This window comes from Streptomyces sp. DSM 40868 (genome assembly GCF_011820545.1).
Taxonomy (GTDB): Bacteria; Actinomycetota; Actinomycetes; order Streptomycetales; family Streptomycetaceae; genus Streptomyces; species Streptomyces eurythermus.
The window spans coordinates 5,601,152-5,620,680 of record NZ_CP050504.1 but is presented as its reverse complement, the minus strand read 5'-3'; the positions used below and the strand labels follow the sequence as shown (position 1 = coordinate 5,620,680).

Genomic DNA, 19,529 nt, shown 5'->3' with positions numbered 1-19,529 from the left:
GCCCGAACTCCTGGCGCAACCGCACCCCGGGACAACCCGTACTCCCGGCGCGCCTCGTACTCCCAGCACGCCGTAGTCCCGGCAGGCCCGAACCACCGGCACACCGAACTCCTGGCACACCCCGTACTCCCGGCACACCGAAGGAGACCCTGTCATGACCGCCCCGACGCCCGTCCCCGAGCTGGTGGCCCGGCAGATCGCGCTGACCCCGGACCGGCCGGCGGTGGCCGCGGCCGGCAGGCAGCTGACCTACGCCGAGCTGGACGCCCGGGCCGACGCCCTGGCCCACGCCCTCGTCGCCCACGGCGCGGCACCGGACCGCCCGGTCGGCGTCCTGCTGCCGCGCGGCCCCGACCTCGTCGTGACCCTGCTCGCCGTCTGGCGGGCGGGAGCCGCCTACCTGCCCCTGGACCCCGGCCACCCGTCCGGCCGGCTGTCCGGCCTGGTCGGGCAGACCGGCCTCACCCTGGTCGTCACCGACCGCGCCGGGCACGCCCGGGTCACCGCGGCCGGCGCCACCGCGGTGCGCGCCGACGCTCCCGCCCCGGCCGGCGGGACCCTCCCGGGCGAGGGGATCGCGCGGGCCGCCGCAGAGCCCGGCGGAGCCGCGTACGTGATGCACACCTCCGGCTCGACCGGCCGCCCGAAAGGCGTGGTGATCGACCACGCGGGCCTCGCCAACCGCGTCCGCTGGGCGATCGGCGCGCTCGGCCTGGACGCCTCGGACCGGGTGCTGCAGAAGACGCCGGTGACCTTCGACGCGGCCGGCTGGGAGATCTTCGCGCCGCTCGCCGTCGGCGGCACGGTCGTCCTCGCGCCGGAGGGTGCCGAGCGGGACCCGGCGGCCCTGCTGCGGGCCGTCGCCGACACCGGCGCGAGCGTGCTCCAGGTCGTGCCGTCCGTGCTGCGGGCGCTGGCCGAGGAGGACGGCTGGGACCGCTGCGGAGCGCTGCGCGTGCTGGCGTGCGCCGGTGAGCCGCTGCACGCGGAGGTGGTCCAGCGGGTGCTCGCGCTGGCCCCTTCCGGTGTCACGGTGTGGAACACCTACGGGCCGACCGAGTGCTCCGTCGACATCACCGCCCACCGCTTCGACCCCGCGCAGCGCACCGGGCCCGTGCCGATCGGCCGGCCGATCACCGGGATGCGTGTGCTGGTGCTGGACGACAGCGGCGAACCGGCGGACACGGGCGAGCTGTTCGCGGGCGGGGTGGGGGTCGCCCGCGGGTACCTCGGGCGGGCCGATCTGACGGCCGAGCGGTTCGTGCCCGACCCGTACGGGCCCGCCGGGGCGCGGCTGTACCGCACCGGCGACCGGGTCCGGGTGCGCCCGGACGGGGCCCTGGAGTACCTCGGGCGCATCGACCGCCAGGTCAAGGTCAGCGGCGTCCGGATCGAGCCGGGCGAGATCGAGGCCGCCCTGGAGAGCCACCCCGCGGTCGGCGGCGCCGCCGTCGTCCCGGTCGAGGCGCCGGGCGGCGGAACGGCCCTGGCCGCCTATGTCCGGGCGCCGAAGGTGCCGGACGGGCTGCGCGACTTCCTCGCCGAGCGGCTGCCGGGCAGCCATGTGCCGTCGGTGCTGATCGCGGTCGACCGGTTCCCGGCCACCTCCAGCGGCAAGCTGGACCGCGCGGCGCTGCCCGCGCCGTCCCTCGCGGCGCAGGCCGTCCGGCAGAGGCCGGCGGCCGAGGAGACGGTGGCCCGGGTCTGGCGCGACCTGTTCAAGAGCGACGGCATCGACCCCGACGCCGATTTCTACCAACTCGGCGGTACGTCCCTCCAGTTCACCCGGCTGGTCAACCGGCTGCGCAAGGCGACCGGCCGCGACCTGGCCCTCGCGGACCTGCTGACCGAGACCACGATCGCCGGCCAGGCCCGCCTGCTCGCCGGCCGGGACGAAGGCAACGGCCCGGGCGACGGGAACGCCCCGGTACCGCCGACCGACCAGGCCGACCAGGCCGACCAAGCCGACGAGACCGACGGGGTCACCCCCCTCAACCGCCCCGACGGACCCAGCGGCCCCGTGCCGCTGCCCCGTACCGGACCGCTCCCCCTGTCCTTCGGTCAGCGCCGGCTGTGGGTGCTGGACCGGATGAAGCCGCGCAGCCGCGAATGGGTGTCCGCGCTGTTCCTGCCGGTGCCGGACGGCACCGGCACGGACCTGGTCGCCGCCGCGCTGGACCGGCTGGTCGAGCGGCACGAGGCGCTGCGCACGGCGTTCGTCGTCCAGGACGGCGAGCCGATGCAGCTGATCCGGCCGCCGGCCCCGCTGGAACTGACGACGGCCGAGGTCACGCCCGGGGAGCTGCCCGCCGTGCTGGACCGCGAGCTGGACCGCGGCTTCGACCTGGCGGGCGGCCCGCTCGCCCGCGCCCTGCTGGCCCGCGACCCCGCGCCCGGCGGCCGGCAGGTGCTGGTGCTCTCGGTGCACCACATCGTCTGCGACGGCTGGTCCTCCTCCGTACTGGAACGGGAGTTCGCCACGGTCCTCGCCGCGCTGCGCGCCGGCCGGGCGCCGGAGCTGCCCGCGCTGCCGGTCCAGTACGCCGACTTCGCCGTCTGGCAGCGGGAGCGCATCACGCCCGAGACGGTGGAGCGGGAACTCGCCCACTGGCGTACGGCGCTGGACGGCGCGGCCCCGCTGGAGCCGAGACCCGACCACCCCCGGCCCCGGGTGCGCGACGGCCGGGGCGCGATGGTGCCGCTGGAGCTGTCGCCCGAGGTCACCGAGGCCCTCACCGAGCTGGGCCGAAGCCATGGGGCCACCCCGTTCATGATGCTGCTGACCGGGTTCGGCACGCTGCTCGCCCGCCGGACCGGACAGTGGGACGTCGTGCTCGGCACCCCGGTGGCCGGCCGCGACCGGCCCGGGACCGAGGGCGTGGTCGGCTTCTTCCTCAACAGCCTGGTGCTGCGCCTGGGCCTGTCCGGCCGGATGACCTTCGACGCGGGCATCCGGCGGGTCAGGGACGCGTGCCGGGCGGCCTTCGCCCACCAGGAGCTGCCCTTCGAGCAGCTCGTGGCCGACCTCGCCCCCGAGCGGGACTCCTCGCGCACCCCGCTCTACCAGGTCGCCTTCGACCTCCACGACGAGGAGCTGACCGGATCGGCCGCCGACGCGGCGGACCTCGCGACCCTGGTGGAGGTCTCCCGGATCGCCAAGACCGACCTCACCCTCTATCTGCGCCGCCGCCCCGACGGGGGGATGTCCGGGGGCCTGGAGTACGCGACCGCCCTGTTCGAGCGGGACACCGTCGCGCGCCTGGCGGAGCAGTTCGCGCTGCTGCTCCAGCGGGCCTCGGCGAGCCCCGGCACCCGCCTGGACGCACTCGATCTGCTGCCGGACGCCGAGCGCGGGGCGCTGCTGCGCTGGAGCGGCACCCCCGCCCCGGCGTACACCACCGACGCCCCCGGCCTCTTCGAGCGGCGGGCCGACGCCTCCCCCGACGCGGTCGCCCTGCGCACCGAGACCGGCGAGGTCACCTTCGCCGAACTGGACCGGCGGGCCAATCGCATCGCCCACCGGCTGCTCGGCCTCGGCGCGGGCGCGGACTCGGTGGTCGGCGTCCTGGTCGACCGCGGCGCCGACCTGATCGCCTCCCTGCTCGGCGTGTGGAAGGCGGGCGCGGCCTATCTGCCGATCGAGCCGGGCACCCCGGCCGAGCGGGTCCGGTACATGCTGGCCGACGCCGGGGCCCGGCTGCTGGTCTCCGGCACCACCGTCGAGGGCGCCCGGACCGTGTCGCCGGGCGCGGAGGGCGCCGAGGAGTCCCGGCCCGCCCGCTCCGCCGACCCGCAGCGGCTGGCGTACGTCATCTACACCTCCGGTTCGACGGGCAGGCCCAAGGGCGTCGAGATCACCCACGCCGCTCTCGCGGGCCATCTGCGGTGGGCGGTGGACGAGCTGGCGCTGCCGGCGCCGGGCGGCGCGGCGGTGTTCACCTCGGTCGCCTTCGACCTCGGCGTCCCCAACCTGTGGGCGGGACTGCTGGCCGGCCGGCCGACCACGCTGCTGCCGCAGGACCTGGACCTCACCGAACTGGGTGACCGGCTGGTCGCCGCCGCCCCGCTGGCCTTCCTCAAGCTCACGCCCGGCCACCTGGAGATCCTGTCCGGGCTGCCCGAGGAGCGGATCGCCGGCCTCGCGGCCCGGATCGTCGTCGCGGGCGAGGCGCTGCCGGCCGCCCTGGCCGAGCGCTGGGCGTCCCTCCTCGGCCCGGGCCGGCTGATCAACGAGTACGGCCCCACCGAGACCTGCGTCGGCGCCACCGTGCACCCGGTCACGGCGGGATCCGGCCGGGACGGCGTGCCGATCGGACGGCCCCTGCCCGGCGTGCGCACGCACGTGCTGGACTCCTGGCTGCGGCCGGTCCCGGTCGGCGCGGTCGGCGAACTGTGCGTCGGCGGCGCGGGCGTCGGACGCGGCTACACCGGGCGGCCGGAGCAGACCGCGGAGCGGTTCGTCCCCGACCCGTTCGGGGCGCCGGGCGACCGGCTGTACCGGACCGGGGACCTGGCCCGGGTGCTGGACGGCGGCGAGGTGGAGTTCCTCGGCCGCGCCGACACCCAGGTCAAGATCCGTGGCTACCGCGTCGAACTCGCCGAGATCGCCGCGGTGGTCGCCGAGCACCCGCAAGTGCGGCAGGCCGTGGCCACCGCGCACGACGGGCTGATCCGGGTCGCCTACGTCCCGGACGGCACCGCGCCCTCCCCGCGGTCGCTCACGGCCCTGTGCGCCGCCCGGCTGCCCGCGTACATGCAGCCGGCCGTGTTCACCGCGCTGGCCGCGATGCCGCTGAACGCCAACGGCAAGGTCGACCACGGCGCACTGCCCGCGCCCGCGTCCGACGAGCAACAGCCGGTGGCGCCGCGCGGGATCGTCGAGGAACGCGTCGCGGAGATCTTCACCGGTCTGCTCGCGGCCCCGGTGGGCGCGCACACCGGCTTCTTCCGGGCCGGCGGCAACTCGATCCTCGCGATCCGGCTGGTCGCCGCGCTCCAGGACGCCTTCGACGTGGACCTGCCGATCCGGGCCGTCTTCGAGGGCCCGACCGTCGCCGAACTGGCGGCCCTGATCGAGGACTTGGTCCGTTCCGAGCTCGACGCGATGTCCGACGCCGAGCTCCACGCCTACGGAAAGGAGGACGTCGATGGACTTCGCCTTGACGACCGAGCAGCAGCGACGTCGTGAGCGGTTGCTGGCCGCGATCAGGGAGGACATGCCGGGGCGCCGGCGCACCGACCCGGCGGACCACTTCGACCGGGAGGACTGGGCGAGGGCGGCGGCCCTCGGGCTGACCGGGCTCTGCCTGCCCGAGGAGTCGGGCGGCGGCGGGCTCGGCGCCCTGGACACCGCGCTGTGCCTGGAGGCGTTCGGGCAGGGCTGCCTGGACACCGGGCTGGCCTTCGGGGTCGCCGCCCATCTGCTGGCCTGCGCGGTGCCGGTACGGGACTTCGCAGGCCCGGAGCTGCGGGAGGAGCTGCTGAAGGGCCTGTCCACCGGCTCGCTGATCGCCTCCAACGCGATCACCGAGGACGCGGCGGGCTCCGACACGGCCCGGCTGGAGATGACCGCCCGCCGCGACGGCGACGTCTACGTGCTCGACGGCGTGAAGTCGTTCGCGAGCAACGCCCCGCTGGCCGACGTGATCGTCACCTACGCGGTCACCGAGCCCGCTGCCGGGTTCCTCGGCACCAGCGGGTTCGTGGTCCCGCGCGGTCTGCCGGGGCTGAGCGTCGGCCCGCCCCTGGAGAAGATGGGCCTGCACGGCTGCCCGGCCGGCCGGATCACCTTCGACGGGGTCCGGGTGCCCGCCCGCTTCCTGCTGGGCGTGGAGGGCCAGGGCCGGGCGGTCTTCCAGCACTCGATGGGCTGGGAACGGGCCTGCCTGTTCGCGATCTACCTGGGAGTGATGACGTACCAGCTCCAGCGGTGCGTCGCCCACGTCCGTTCGCGCAAGCAGTTCCGCCGCAGGCTGGCCGACTTCCAGGCCGTGTCGCACAAGATCTCGGTGATGTCGGAGCGGCTGGAGGGGGCGCGGCTGCTGCTGTACCGCGCCTGCTGGCTCACCGACCAGGGCACCGCCGACGCCGGAGCCGTGTCGCTGGCCAAGGTCGCGGTCTCCGAGGCCGCCGTCGCCAACGCCCGGGACGCGGTGCAGGTCTTCGGCGGCATCGGCTACCTCGCCTCGACCGGCATCGAGCAGCAGCTGCGCGACGCCGTGCCCAGCACGCTCTTCTCCGGCACCACCGAGATCCACCGGAGCGTCATCGCGAGGGAGAGAGGACTGTGAACCTCCACGAGCTGGTCATACGTTCCGCCCGGCGGTACCCGCTGCGGCCGGCGGTGGCGGGAGAGGGGCGCGAGCTGACCTACCGCGCACTCGACCGCGCGGCCGACGCCTACGCCCTCCTGCTCGCCCGGGCCGGGGTCGGCCGCGGGGACCGGGTCGTCCTGTGGGGCGACAAGTCGCCCGAGGTCGTGGTGGCGATGCAGGCGGTGCTGCGCCTGGGCGCCGTCTACGTCCCCCAGGACGGGACGGCACCGGTCGGCAGGGTCGCCACCGTGGCCCGCGACTGCGCCGCCCGGGTGGTGTGCGCGACGGGCGCCCGTCTGACACGGATCCGCCCGGCGCTCGGCCTCCCCGCGGAACACGGCGGCACCGCGCGGCTCGACGCCGTGCCAAGCCGCGTAACCGTGCTGGATCTGGCGGCGGCCCCGCCCGGTGACGACGAGGCGGTGCCCCCGGTCGACACGGAGGTGAAGCCGGACGACCCGGCGTTCATCCTGTACACCTCCGGCTCCACCGGGACGCCGAAGGGCGTGAGCATCAGCCACCGCAACGCCCGCGCCTTCGTCGACTGGGCCGTGGACCTGCTCGGCGCGGGCCCCGGGGACCGGTTCGCCAACCACGCGCCGCTCGTCTTCGACCTGTCGGTGCTGGACCTGTACGCCGCCTTCGCGGCCGGCGCCTCGGTCCGCCTGGTCCCGGCCGCGCTGGCCTACGCGCCCGGCGAGCTGGTGGAGTTCCTGCACCGGGAGCGGATCACGGTCTGGTACTCGGTGCCGTCGGCGCTGATCCTGATGATCCGCGGCGGCGGCCTGCTCGACCGGCCCGCCCCCGCCGGACTGCGGGCGGTGCTGTTCGCCGGGGAGCCGTTCCCCATCGCCCACGTCCGCCGCCTGGCCGCGTGGACGAAGGCCCGGCTGCTCAACCTGTACGGCCCGACCGAGACCAATGTGTGCACCTGGCACGAGGTCGTCCCGGCCGACCTGGAGCGCGACCGGCCGGTGCCGATCGGCAGGGCCGCGAGCGGCGACGAGGTGTGGGCCCGCACCGACGCCGGCGCCGTCGCCGGGCCGGGCGAACAGGGCGAACTCGTCGTCAGCGGGCCGTCGGTGATGCTCGGTTACTGGGGCGCCGCGCCCGGCTCCGGCGAGTACGCCACCGGCGACATCGTCACCGTGCTGCCCGACGGCTCCTTCGACTACGTGGGCCGCCGCGACCACGCGGTGAAGGTCCGCGGCCACCGCATCGAACTCGGCGAGATCGAGACCACCTGCGACGCCCACGAGGAGGTCGAGACCGCGGCCGTCGTCGTGGCCGGCGAGGGCATGGACGCCCGGCTGGTCGCCTTCGTCGTCCCCGTGCCCGGCGCCCGGCCCGGCGCGCTGGCGCTGCGCCGGCACCTGGCCGAGCGGCTGCCCAGCTACATGATCACCGACCACGTCCATCTGCTCGACGACCTGCCGCGCACCCGCAACGGAAAGATCGACCGTCCGGCGCTGGTCCGGCGGCACCTGACCCTTTCGAAAGGACGCTCATGAACACCGACGCCGTGACCGCCCGCGTGCTGGACTTCATCCGCACCGAGTTCCTCTGGTCCGACGAGGACCGCGCGATCGACGCGGCCACCCCGCTGCTGGAGTGGGGCATCATCGACTCGCTCCGGATCGCGCTGCTGCAGGCCTTCATCCTCAACGAGTGGGACGTCTCCGTGCCCACCGCCCGGATCGACGCGAAGAACTTCAAGAACGCCGCCTCGATCGCCGCCATGATCTGCGAGCTGGAGCAGGAGACCGTCCGATGACCACCGACTTCGACATCGCCGTGATCGGCGGCGGGCCCGCCGGCTCCACCGCCGCCTCCTACCTGGCCCGCGCCGGGCTCTCCGTGATCGTCTTCGAGAGCGAGACCTTCCCCCGGCCGCACGTGGGCGAGTCCCTGGTCCCGGCCACCACACCGGTGCTGCTGGAGATCGGCGCCCTCGACAAGATCGACGAGGCGGGCTTCCCGCGCAAGTACGGCGCCTCCTGGACCTCCGCCGAGTCGCGTGACATCCCCCGGCTGGGCTTCAGCGGCCTCCAGCACGACTGGACCGCGGACATCCAGTTCGTGGAGCGCGACCAGCAGGGGGTGGACCGCGACTACACGTACCACGTGGACCGTTCCCGCTTCGACGCGATCCTGCTGCGGCACGCCGAGGAACAGGGCGCGACCGTCCTCAACGGGGCCCGGGTCCTCGGCGTCGACTTCGGCGACCCGGAGGTGACGGTCCGCACCCGGATCGCGGGCAAGCGGGTGGACTACACGGCCGGCATGGTCGTGGACGCCTCCGGCCGGCAGACGATGCTGGGCCGGCAGCTGAGGACGAAGGTGCCCGACCCGGTCTTCGACCAGTACGCGGTGCACGCCTGGTTCGAGGGGCTGGACCGGGAGGCGCTGTCCACCTCGGCGGCCCAGGCCGAGCACATCTACGTGCACTTCCTGCCCATCAAGGACTCCTGGGTGTGGCAGATCCCGATCACCGACACGATCACGAGCATCGGTGTGGTGACCCAGAAGAAGCGGTTCGCCGAGGGCAGCGGCGACCTGGACGAGTTCTTCTGGGACTTCGTCGGCAGCCGCCCCGAACTGCACGACGCGCTCAAGGGCTGCCGCCAGGTCCGCCCGCTGAAGGCGGAGGGCGACTACAGCTACTCGGTCAAGGAGATCACCGGCGACCGCTACGTCCTGATCGGCGACGCCGCCCGCTTCGTGGACCCGATCTTCTCCAGCGGCGTCAGCGTCGCCCTGAACAGCGCCCGTATCGCCTCCCGGGACATCATCGCGGCGCACGCGGCCGGCGACTACGGCAAGGAGCGGTTCGCCGCCTACGAGACCAAGCTCCGCAGGGCGGTGCGCTACTGGTACGAGTTCATCTCCATCTACTACCGGCTCAACGTCCTGTTCACCGCGTTCGTCCAGGACCCCCGGTACCGGACGGACGTACTGAAGATGCTCCAGGGCGACGTGTACGACGACGAGGAGCCCAAGGCCCTGGTCGCCATGCGCGAGGCGGTGGCCGCGGTGGAGGCCAACCCCGACCACCTGTGGCACCCCTATCTGGGCACCCTCAAAGCCACCCGCTGACCGGCACCGCTCACCCCTTGGAAGGAACGGACCGACGTCATGCTCATCCTGCGCCACAGCGAGGTCGCGCGGCTTCTCGACGGCCGCGAACCCGACACCATGTCGGTCGTCGCGGATGCCTACCGCCTGCACGAGCGGGGCGACACCGCGGTGCCGCACTCGACGTTCCTGCGGTTCCCCGGGCAGCCGCGTGACCGGATCATCGGGCTGCCCGCCTACCGCGGCGGGCAGCGGCCGGCCGCCGGCATGAAGTGGATCGCCTCCTTCCCCGCCAACATCGGGCGCGGGATCCAGCGGGCCAGCGCGGCGATCATCCTCAACTCCCTGGAGACGGGCCGTCCCGAGGCCCTGATCGAGGGATCGCTGATCTCCGCCAAGCGCACCGCGGCGAGCGCGGCCCTCGCCGCGGAGCTGCTCACCCGCGACCGCCGCCCCGACGGCCTGTCCCTGATCGGCTGCGGGGTGATCAACCTGGAGATCCTGCGCCACGCGCACGCCGTCCTGCCCGGCCTCACCTCGCTTGCGGTGTACGACAGTTCGCCCGAACGCGCCGCCGAGTTCGCCGCCCAGGCGGCCTCGGTGGTGCCCGGGGCGCGGGTGCTCGTGCTCGACAGCGCCGAGAAGGCGCTGGCCGCGCACGGCCTCGTCACCATCGCCACCTCGGCCGTCGAACCGCACCTGGACCTGGGGGCGGCCGAACCGGGCACGGTCGTGCTGCACATCTCGCTGCGGGACCTGCTGCCCGAGTCGCTGCTCGACGCGTACAACGTCGTGGACGACACCGAGCACGCGCTGCGCGAACGCACCTCCCTCGACCTCGCCGTCCGGGCGGCGGGCCACCGCGACTTCATCGCCCCGACGATCGGCCGGCTGCTCCTGGACGAGGACGCGGGGCAGGGGTACGTCCCCGAGCCGGGCCGGACGGTCGTCTACGCCCCGTTCGGCCTCGGTGTCCTCGACATCGCCCTGGCCGACCACGTCCTGACCGCCGCCCGGGCCCAGGGGCTCGGCATGCGGGTGGAGGGCTTCCTGCCGGACTGACCGGCCGGGAGCCCCCGCCACCGAAGCGGGGCCAGGGCCGGTACATCCCCCGGCCGGCCCTGGCCCTTCCCTCATTCCGGCGCCGCCGGCTCCTCGCAGAGAGGCACGTCATGCCCCGAACCCCGCCCGCCGCCGACGCCCCCGGCCGAGGCGCCGCCCGGCCGGTCGGCCGCGGCCGCTCGCCGTCGGTGCGCGACGGCACCGCCCGCTTCGGCCGCGGCAACGCCGTCCACGTGTGGCACGGCCGGGCCGGGGACCTCCCCGACCCGGCCGACCTGGCCGTGCTGGACGTCACGGAACTGAGCACGTTCCGGCGCCGTGGCGCGCCGTTCGCCGCCCGCTACGCCGGAGCGCACGCCGCGGTGCGCCGTATCCTCGCCGACCACTATCTCGGCGGCCCGCCGGCCGCGATCCGGTTCGGCCGGCATCCGTGCCCGAGGTGCGGTGACCCGCTGCACGGGCGGCCCAGGATCGTGGCACCCGCCACCCGGCTGGACTTCAGCCTGTCGCACTCCGGGCCGTACTGGCTGCTCGCCGTCACCGCCGCCGGGCAGGTGGGCGTCGACATCGAGCAGCACACCGGGCGCGGCTTCGGGGACGCGCCCCGGATCGCCCTGTCGGACGGCGAACTCGGCGTCCTGGGCCGGGCCGGGAGCGAGCGGGAGTACGAGGAGGTCTTCCTGCGGGCCTGGACCCGGAAGGAAGCGGTCCTCAAGGCCGTGGGGGTCGGCATCGTCGCCGACCTGCGCCGTCTGGACGCCCTCACCGGCGCGCACGGCCCGGTCCGGGTCGACCACAAGGAGCCCGGTTCCCCGGGCGGTTGGACGGTCGAGGACCTCATCCTGGGCCCCGGCCGCTCGGCCGCACTGGCCCGCGAGTACGCCCGCCCGGGCCCGCTGGTCCTTCACCCCACGACCCCACCGACGCCGTAGCCCGACGGCTTCTCCGTGCCCGGACGCGCCGGCGCCGACGGTGAGGGCATGACCTCGCCGCTGCCCCGCTCCGCCGGCCCCTCCGCCCGTGGTGGTGCTCGCCGACGCCATACCGCCGGCACGGGTGCCGGTGGCCGGCGGGCTGCCCGCGATCGAGGTGGCCCTGCGGACCCCGGCGGCGCTGGAGGCGATCCGCCCCTCCCTTTCCCCCTGCCCGACCGCTCCGACGCCGCAACACCACCGCTTCTCCCGCGCCCGGTACGGTCACCCCGGCCCGGCCACCCCTGCCCGGAACGACCGTCCCTCCGGCGGCCCGTACGACCGGATCCCCGCCGCCTTCCGCCGCCGTACCCTCGGCGGTCGCCCGCCACCGCTTCTCCGGTGGCCCCGTTCCGGCCGGGCGGCCCGCCGCGCGTCACTCCGGCGGGCCGCCCGGGCCCTCGCGCCTTTCCTCCGCTCTCCAGCTTGTGCGCAGTGCCGTGGAACTGCGCACCAGCTGGAGCCCCCGTCACCCGGTCGGACCGGCCACCAGATCGCCCCGGCCGGGGCGTGCCGGTGCGAAGTCGTCCGCCAGGATGGCCTGGTGGGCGCTGCGCAGCGTCGGCCCGGGATCGACCCCGAGCTGTTCCCGCAGCAGGCCGCAGCCCGCGTGGAACGTCTCGAAGGCCTCGGCCTGCCGGTCGCTGCGGTGCAGGGCGATCATCAGCTTCGCCCGGAACGTCTCCCGCAGTGGATGCGCTCCCACCAACTGCGTGAGTTCACCGACGAGTTGCCGGTGCCGGCCCAGGTGGAGGTCGGCGTCGATCCGGCTCTCCAGCACTTCCATCCGGGCCATCTCGATCCGGGACCGCTCGTTGTCGACCAGCGCGTCCGTCACCCCGGTCAGGGTGGGGCCGCTCCACAGGTCGAGCGCCGCCCGGAACCGGGCCGCCGCGTCGCCGGTGCGTCCCGAACGCATCAGCGTCTGGCCCTCTTTGGCCAGTCGGTAGAACTCGTCCAGGTCGAAGCGGGTGTCCCCTCTCTCGACGCGGTAACCACGGCCGCAGCGCGTGATCGTCGCGCCGCCGTGGAAGTGACCCCTCAGCCGCGAGGCGTAGGTGTAGATCTGTGCCTGATACGTGGCGGGAGGACGCCGTTCCCACAGCACCCCGCCGAGGTCGGAGTCGGAGACGACCCAGCCGTCGGCGAGCAGCAGGGCGGCCAGTATGGTGCGTTGCTTGCAACCGCCCAGTGGAGCCTCCACACCGTCGGACCACAGTCCGACGGGCCCGAGAACGCGGAACTCTAGCATGACCGTCAGTCAGCTCCCATCTGTGTCTCCCTGTGCGTACACGACGACAACTCCCGCCTGTGGCTCGCTGATTCGCCGGACGGGATCTCCTTGGCGACCTCCCCCTGCGGTCGCGGAGCGAGGTGCCGGTCAGCTCTGGCGGCTGTCCGTGTGGGGGGAGGTGGGCGAGCAGCTGCCGCTGTTCGGCCGCGGACGGGGGGATCCGGACGCCGGCCGGCTCGCGTCGAGCGGGCCCAGCACACTGATCTCCATGGCAACTCCAGGTCGATTCGCCTGAACCGGCGGGCCGGGGCCCGGTGTTTGTCAACGGTGCCATCCGGCGCGGTGGCGGCACAGTGCCGTCGTACCGGGACCGGGGTGTATTCCTCAGGTGCTGGATCATGAAGAAATCACGGTCTCGGGCCGGCCCCGGAGGCGTGGGACGGTGCCGTGTGAAAAGTTCACCCCCCGGTGATGAGACCGACACTGGGTGCGCTCCCCCGCGCTTCGCAGAATCGTTCCCGTAGCCACCGAGCAAGCCCACTGCGAAGGGAATCGATCGCGATGACACCGCACGCCCCGCATCCGGGCACCGTCAGGCACAACCCGGCCGCCGCTCCGTCCGGCCCGCTGGTGATCGAGGATCTGGACGTCCCGGCCGAACAGTGCGGCGCGCTGTTCACCGTGACGTACACGCACATCGCCCCGGCGTCGGGGAGACCCGCCGCATGACCGCCCCCGGGACACACCGCGGCACCGCCGGCCTCCTCGGCTTCAAGCGCCACCTGCGGGCCGCCGTCGTTCCCGGAGAGGCCGCCTACCTGCTCTCGCAGCGCGGGGTCACCGCGCTGCGGGGGCGGCCGGCCGAGGTGCTGGTCCCGCTGCTGGACGGCACCCGCGACCGGGAGACGGTGATCCACGACGCCGCCCGGTCCCTCGGCCCGGAGGCGGCCCGGTCGGCGCTCGCCACGCTGGAGGCCGCCGGCCTGCTCAGGCTGCACACCGCCCCCGCCGCCCCGGCGAACCCGTCCGCCGCCGCGGCCGAGGCCTACTGGGACCTCGCCGGGCTGGACGGCGGGCGGGCCGCCCGCGACGTGGCCAGCGCCCGGGTCCGGCTCGTTGCGCTGCCCGGCACCGACCCGGCCCGGCCGCACGCGGCGCTGCGGGAGTCCGGCATCCGGACCGCGGCCGCCGGCGAGGACGCCGGGTTCGCGCTCGTGCTCTGCGCCGACTACCTGGACCCGGCCCTGGCGGACGTCGACGCGGCCCTGCGCGGCCGGGGCACACCCTGGCTGCTGGCCCGCACCGGCGGCGCCGACCCGTGGGTGGGGCCGGTGTTCCGGCCCGGCGCCGGGCCCTGCTGGTCCTGCCTGGCCGCCCGGCTGCGCGGGCACCGCCGCTCGGAACTGCCGCTCCAGCACCACCTCGGACTCACCGGCCCCGCGGACCGGCCGACGACCGGGCTGCCCGCCTGCGAGTCGGCGGCGGCCCAGCTCGCCGCCCTGGAGACCGCGAAGTGGCTGGCCGGCATCCGGCACCCCGGCCAGGGCGCCGTACACATCCTGGACACCCTGCGCCTCAGCTCCGCCACGCACCCGGTGTCCCGGCTGCCGCAGTGCCCCTCGTGCGGCGACCCGCAGCTGGTCGCCCGGCGGGTGCGCGCCCCGTTCGTCCCGGTGGCCCGGCCCAAGGCCGACCAGGACTCGGGCGGCCACCGGGCGCTCACCCCACGGCAGATGCTCGACCGCTACGGTCATCTGGTCGACCCGGTCACCGGCATCATCAAGGAGATCAGCCGGGCCGGGCACTGCCCGGACTTCGTGGAGTCCTTCCTCTCCGGTCAGAACCTGGCCATGGGCGCCGCGTCCCTGGCCGGGCTGCGGGCCGGACTGCGCGCGCTCAGCGGCGGCAAGGGCGTCACCGAGACCGAGGCGAGGACCAGCGCCCTGTGCGAGGCGGTGGAGCGCTACAGCGGCACCCGGCACGGCGACGAGCCGGTACTGCGGGACACGTACGCCGCGCTCGGTCCGGCGGCCGTCCACCCCCGCGCGTGCCAGCTCTACGACGACCGCCAGCTGCGCGACCGGCGAGCATGGAACGCCGGCGGCTCCTGGCTCACCCACGTACCCGGACCGTTCGCCGAGGACCGCCCGACGGAGTGGACGCCGGTGTGGTCGCTGACCGCCCGCACCCAGCGGCTGCTGCCCACGTCCATGCTCTACTTCGGCCAGGAACCCGCCGCCGACGGCCTGTGCGCCGACTCCAACGGCAACGCCGCCGGCAGCAGCCCGGAGGACGCCCTTCTGCAGGGCTTCCTGGAACTCGTGGAACGCGACGCCGTGGCGCTGTGGTGGTACAACCGCCTCCGCCGGCCCGCCGTGGACCTCGACAGCGCGGACGAGCCGTACGTCGAACGGTTCCGCACCGGCTGCCGGCGGGCCGGCCGCGAGCTGTGGGCGCTCGACCTCACCTCGGACTTCGGCATCCCGGTGGTGGCGGCGCTCTCCCGGCGCACCGGCCGGCCCACCGAGGACATCGTGTTCGGCTTCGGCGCGCACTTCGACCCGCGGATCGCGCTGCGGCGGGCGCTGACGGAGATGGGACAGCTGCTGCCCGCGGCCGCGCCCGGCCCCGGCGGCACCGGCTACGCCATCGCCGACCCGGACCCGGTGCGCTGGTGGCGCACCGCCACCCTCGCCAACCAGCCCTATCTGGCGCCGGATCCGGCCGCCCCGCCGGCCCCGGCCCACGGTCGCGGCTACCGGCCGCGCACCGATCTGCGCGACGACGTCACGGCGGTCACCGAGCTGGTCCGCGAGCGCGGGATGGAGCTGCTCGTCCTCGATCAGACCCGCCCGGACCTGCAACTGCCCGTGGTGAAGGTGATAGTTCCCGGCATGCGTCACTTCTGGCCGAGATTCGCCCCCGGACGGCTCTTCGACGTCCCGGTGGCCCTGGGCCGGCTGACCGAGCCGACGCCCTACGCCGACCTCAATCCCGTGCCGATGTTCGTGTAGCCCGGCAACTTCTGGGCGGCGACCGGCTTCACCTATTATCCCTCTCAGTGCGCGTGGCCGCGGGCTAGCGGAGGGGGCCGGTAGGACGATGTCGCCACACAACGGTTTACGTCATTCGGCCGCCGAAGTGGCGGACGGCACGGAACCGGCCGACGGGGAAACGGAGTCGGGGCTGCCCGACGCTCCCGCGCCGCGCCTCGCGCGCGTCATCCTCATGGCCGCGCTGCTCAGCTTCCTGCTCATCACGATGCTCAACGTGCTCAGCGAGGGCCTGGGCACCGGCATGAACCTGGTGGCGCTGGCCTGCCTGGCCGCCATCTTCACGCTCCAGCTCAGACATTCGCGTCCCAAGGCGCACCGGGCCCCCTGGCGGTGGAAAGCGGCCGCCCTGGGGGTCCAGGCACTTCTGACGTACCTTCCCCTGCTGGTCTTCCAGGCCGAATGGGGCGGAATGGCCGGGTTCTTCGCCGGTTCGCTGCTGCTCCTGCTGCCACCGCGCCTGGCCTGGCCGCTGTACGCCGTGGTGGGCCTGTCGATGCTGCTGCCGCCGGCGCTGGAGGGCCGCTCGGTGCTCGACAGCGTCTATCTGTGCCAGTCGACGCTGCTGACCGGCCTGATCGTGTTCGGCCTGACCCGGCTGGCCGACCTGGTGCACGTACTGCACGACACCCGGGGCCAGCTCGCGCGGATGGCCGTCACCAAGGAACGGCTGCGGTTCGCACGGGACTTGCACGACCTGCTCGGCTACAGCCTCTCCGCCATCACGCTCAAGAGCGAGCTGATCCACCGCCTGGTCCCGGCCCATCCGCAGCGCGCCCTGGCGGAGATACGCGATGTGCTCGCCATCTCCCGGCAGTCACTGGCCGATGTGCGTACGGTCGCCAGCGGACTGCGCGACATGTCCCTGGCGGAGGAGATCACCACGGCCGAGGGACTGCTGACCGCGGCGGAGGTGGACATCCGCGTCACCCTCCGGCCGGGGACGATGAGCCAGCAGGTCAACACCGTGCTCGCGGCCGTACTGCGCGAGGCCGTCACCAACCTGCTGCGGCACTCCAAGGCCGACAGCTGCGTGATCGAGGCGGTACAGCACGAGGGCCGGGTCCGGCTGCTCGTGGAGAACAACGGCGTGGACCCCGACTACCGGGACCCGTCCGCGCACAGCGGCAGCGGCCTCGGCAACCTCGCCACCAGGATGCGCGAGATCTCCGGCGAGCTGAGCACCGACCGGGGCCCGGCCGACACCTTCCGGCTCGTCGCCGAGGCCCCGGCCTTTCCCGAACGACCCTGGTCCGGTGCCGACACGGCGGTGCCGACGACCCGGAAACCGGCGGCCTGAGCCGGAAAGGAGAACGGTCGGTGGCCATTCGCCTGCTGCTGGCAGAGGACATGAACATGGTGCGCGGCGCGCTGGTGGCGCTGCTCGGCCTGGAGGACGACCTGGAGGTGGTCGCGGAACTGGAGCGCGGTGACGAGATCGTGGACGCCGCGCTGGCCTGCCGGCCCGATGTCGCGATCATCGACATCGACCTGCCCGGCATCGACGGCCTGACCGCCGCGGCCCGGCTCAGGGAGAAGCTGCCCGAGTGCCGCTCCCTGATCCTCACCAGCCTGGGCCGGCCCGGCACCCTGCGCCGCGCGCTCGGCGCCCAGGTCAACGGCTACCTGCTCAAGGACGCCCCGCCGCGCGAACTCGCCAACGCGGTGCGCCGGGTCGCGGCCGGGCAGCGCGTCATCGACCCCCAGCTCGCGCTGTCCGTCTGGGGCACCGCGGAGACCCCCTTGACGGAACGGGAGACGGAGGTGCTGCGGCTGGCCGCGGAGGGCCTGGAGGCCGGCGAGATCGCCGACCGCCTGCGCCTGGCGCCCGGGACCGTGCGCAACTACCTCACGACGGTGGTGACGAAGCTCCTGGCCCGCAACCGGGTGGACGCGATCCGCATCGCCCGGGAGGCGGGCTGGCTGCCGTGACCGCGCCGGGCCGGCCGGCCTCGGTGGGCGTCTCCCGGGCCGCCGTCAACCGCCCCCCACCGCTCCCGGCGTCACCCCGCCGGAAGACGGACGACGGCACCCGCTCCTCCTCCACGGCGGCGGTCATGCCCGCCGCGGCGAGATAGTCCATGATCCGCTCGGCGACCCCGGCGGGCAGGGCCAGCGCGGCCGACACCTGGTCCGGGGTGACCGGCCAGGCCAGCCGCCCCAGCACCCAGACGGCCTCCGGACGGTGCACGAGCACACGGTACGAGGAGCCGGGCGACTGCACGCTGACCCCGTCCCGCCCGACGGTCAGCGAGGCCCCGCTGGGCAGCCGCACGGGCCGCCGGCCGGGCAGCCTCGCGAGGGCGAAGCGCGCGACGGGCGACACCGGCATGGCCGACAGCAACGGGCCGGCCAGGTCGTCGATGCCGAGCGTACGGACGATCAGGTGGGAGAGCCGCTCCAGGTGGAGCGACAGGCAGTACCAGTCGTCCCGGCCCGCCGCGTCGTCCGCCCGGGGTGCGAGGTTGGCCAGCAGGACCGGCCCCAGCTCCATGCGGCGCAGGGCCTCTTCGACCACCGGTCGCGGCGCGGTGACCCGCTCGGTGCCCCAGCGGCCGCTGAGCACCAGCTCGCCCTCCAGGTCCCCCGGCTCGACCACCACGTCCTCGGCGAGCGACCAGAGGTCGACAGTGGGTCCGCCGGCCTCGTCCGGCATGACAAACCTCCTCGTCGCCACCTTCACGTGCGAACGCCCCCGCCGCGTCCACCGGGCACTTGATTGTGGGCCTCCGCCAGGTGCGGCAGACACCTTTCCCCTCACAGCCGCCACGTGAAGATTTCACGGAGCGGGAGGCGAAGCGGGTGCCGGCACGCGAAAAGCGCACCCACCGGAGGGGACGCACGCCCTCGACCACCGAGGAGAACACGCACCGGAGGGGCGCACACCGTCCCGGTGCCCGCGCGCCCCCGAGATCCCCGGTGCCCCACACACTCAACCCCTAGGGGACCTGCCCGGGACCGCTGGGGGATGGTCCGGATACCCCTCCCCGCCCCGGACCGGGACCGTGGAAGCATGACCTCGACACCCCCCGCGTCCCGGCTGTCCCGACTGTGCTGCGCCCTCATCCCCCTCCTCCTGCTGTCGTACGGCGTGCTGCGCCTGATCGACGGCATGGACGGCCACCACGGTCCGGGACCGGCCTGGAACGCCGGCCACTTATGCTTCCTGGCCGCGTTCCTCCTGCTGGGTGCCCTGGTGAGGGAACTACGCGCCCTGGTCCCCGCGTCCACGGCCCGGATGAGAACCGCGGCCGGCGCCGCGACGACCGCGGGCCTGTTCGGCGCGGCCTGCTTCGTGTGGGTGATCCTGGGCGACCTGTTCCCCGCCCTCTCCGACACGGCCCCGCTCCCCGCCCCCCTGGAACTGGCCGGCCCCCTGGCCTTCCAACTGGGCCTGCTCACCCTCCTGATCATGCTGGTGACCACCCGCCCCAGGCAGCTCCCGGTCTGGAGCCCGGCCCTGGTCTTCGCGTTCTTCCTCCTGATCACCGTCAACCTCGACCTGCTCCCCCTGGCAGCCCTCATCCTCATGGCCGCCCTGACCCCTCTGACCCGCCCCCGCACGCTCCACGCGGCCCGGTAGCCGCGGTCCGGCGAGGCGTTTCCGGTAAGCCGGCCCGTCCGGCCCCACGAGGCGGCCGGCGTGATCACGTACGTGGCGTCGGAGCACGCCCGGGCAACCACTGGCAGTCACCGTCGCGGGACACGATCCCGTCCGCTCCGTGCCGGCGACTCGTTCCTCCTGGCCTCTCCCGCACCGTTCGTGTCGGCCACGTCACCGCCCACCACGGTGCAGCCCGCCGCGCCCTTCTTCCTCGGC

The 19,529-nt window shown here is 74.4% G+C and carries 14 protein-coding genes and 1 pseudogene; 13 read left to right on the top strand and 2 right to left on the bottom strand.

The window, feature by feature from the left end; genetic code table 11:
* Positions 1–154: 154 nt before the first annotated feature.
* The 8 genes and pseudogenes from HB370_RS25775 to HB370_RS42035 form a co-directional block, all read left to right on the top strand.
* Entirely contained in the window at positions 155–5,188 is a 5,034-nt protein-coding gene (locus tag HB370_RS25775; protein ID WP_051815465.1) for a non-ribosomal peptide synthetase, read from the top strand.
* Positions 5,148–6,290, top strand: a complete 1,143-nt coding sequence (locus HB370_RS25770; RefSeq protein WP_030778847.1) for an acyl-CoA dehydrogenase family protein — start codon at positions 5,148–5,150, stop codon at positions 6,288–6,290. The genes HB370_RS25775 and HB370_RS25770 overlap by 41 nt, the downstream gene beginning before the upstream one ends.
* Positions 6,287–7,825 (top strand): AMP-binding protein, encoded by a 1,539-nt coding sequence (locus tag HB370_RS25765; RefSeq protein WP_030778845.1) that lies wholly within the window; start codon positions 6,287–6,289, stop codon positions 7,823–7,825. Before HB370_RS25770 ends, HB370_RS25765 begins: the two co-directional genes overlap by 4 nt.
* Positions 7,822–8,088, top strand: a complete 267-nt coding sequence (locus tag HB370_RS25760; protein ID WP_030778843.1) for a hypothetical protein — start codon at positions 7,822–7,824, stop codon at positions 8,086–8,088. The genes HB370_RS25765 and HB370_RS25760 overlap by 4 nt, the downstream gene beginning before the upstream one ends.
* Positions 8,085–9,410 (top strand): NAD(P)/FAD-dependent oxidoreductase, encoded by a 1,326-nt coding sequence (locus tag HB370_RS25755; protein WP_030778842.1) that lies wholly within the window; start codon positions 8,085–8,087, stop codon positions 9,408–9,410. Before HB370_RS25760 ends, HB370_RS25755 begins: the two co-directional genes overlap by 4 nt.
* Positions 9,411–9,449: 39 nt before the next feature.
* Positions 9,450–10,451, top strand: coding sequence for a 2,3-diaminopropionate biosynthesis protein SbnB (gene sbnB / locus HB370_RS25750; protein ID WP_030778839.1), 1,002 nt, complete (start codon positions 9,450–9,452; stop codon positions 10,449–10,451).
* A 110-nt stretch (positions 10,452–10,561) separates the two neighbouring features.
* Positions 10,562–11,383, top strand: coding sequence for a 4'-phosphopantetheinyl transferase superfamily protein (locus HB370_RS25745; RefSeq protein ID WP_051815464.1), 822 nt, complete (start codon positions 10,562–10,564; stop codon positions 11,381–11,383).
* Positions 11,384–11,471: 88 nt separating this feature from the next.
* Positions 11,472–11,579 (top strand): annotated as a pseudogene (locus HB370_RS42035) (keto-deoxy-phosphogluconate aldolase); the annotation flags it as partial.
* Positions 11,580–11,891: 312 nt separating this feature from the next.
* On the opposite strand, the gene HB370_RS25735 reads toward HB370_RS42035, so the two are convergent.
* Positions 11,892–12,674, bottom strand: a complete 783-nt coding sequence (locus HB370_RS25735; RefSeq protein ID WP_030778835.1) for an AfsR/SARP family transcriptional regulator — start codon at positions 12,672–12,674, stop codon at positions 11,892–11,894.
* 543 nt (positions 12,675–13,217) lie between these two features.
* Here HB370_RS25735 and HB370_RS25730 point away from each other — a divergent pair.
* From HB370_RS25730 to HB370_RS25715, 4 genes are all read left to right on the top strand, one after another.
* Positions 13,218–13,385 carry a hypothetical protein gene (locus tag HB370_RS25730; RefSeq protein ID WP_157855546.1) on the top strand — a complete coding sequence of 56 codons (168 nt, stop codon included), beginning with the start codon at positions 13,218–13,220 and terminating at the stop codon, positions 13,383–13,385.
* Complete coding sequence (locus tag HB370_RS25725; RefSeq protein WP_037700956.1) at positions 13,382–15,670, top strand: TOMM precursor leader peptide-binding protein; 2,289 nt, start codon at positions 13,382–13,384, stop codon at positions 15,668–15,670. Before HB370_RS25730 ends, HB370_RS25725 begins: the two co-directional genes overlap by 4 nt.
* A gap of 88 nt (positions 15,671–15,758) precedes the next feature.
* On the top strand, positions 15,759–17,009 hold the full coding sequence (locus HB370_RS25720) for a histidine kinase (RefSeq protein WP_244405640.1): 1,251 nt from the start codon (positions 15,759–15,761) through the stop codon (positions 17,007–17,009).
* Between the two features lie 20 nt (positions 17,010–17,029).
* Positions 17,030–17,641 (top strand): response regulator transcription factor, encoded by a 612-nt coding sequence (locus HB370_RS25715; protein WP_030778829.1) that lies wholly within the window; start codon positions 17,030–17,032, stop codon positions 17,639–17,641.
* Here HB370_RS25715 and HB370_RS25710 read toward each other — a convergent pair.
* Entirely contained in the window at positions 17,559–18,365 is an 807-nt protein-coding gene (locus HB370_RS25710) for a hypothetical protein (protein ID WP_051815462.1), read from the bottom strand. The two genes, HB370_RS25715 and HB370_RS25710, sit on opposite strands and share 83 nt — an antisense overlap.
* A gap of 357 nt (positions 18,366–18,722) precedes the next feature.
* On the opposite strand from HB370_RS25710, the gene HB370_RS25705 reads away from it, so the two are divergent.
* Entirely contained in the window at positions 18,723–19,292 is a 570-nt protein-coding gene (locus tag HB370_RS25705; RefSeq protein ID WP_030778825.1) for a hypothetical protein, read from the top strand.
* Positions 19,293–19,529: the final 237 nt, after the last annotated feature.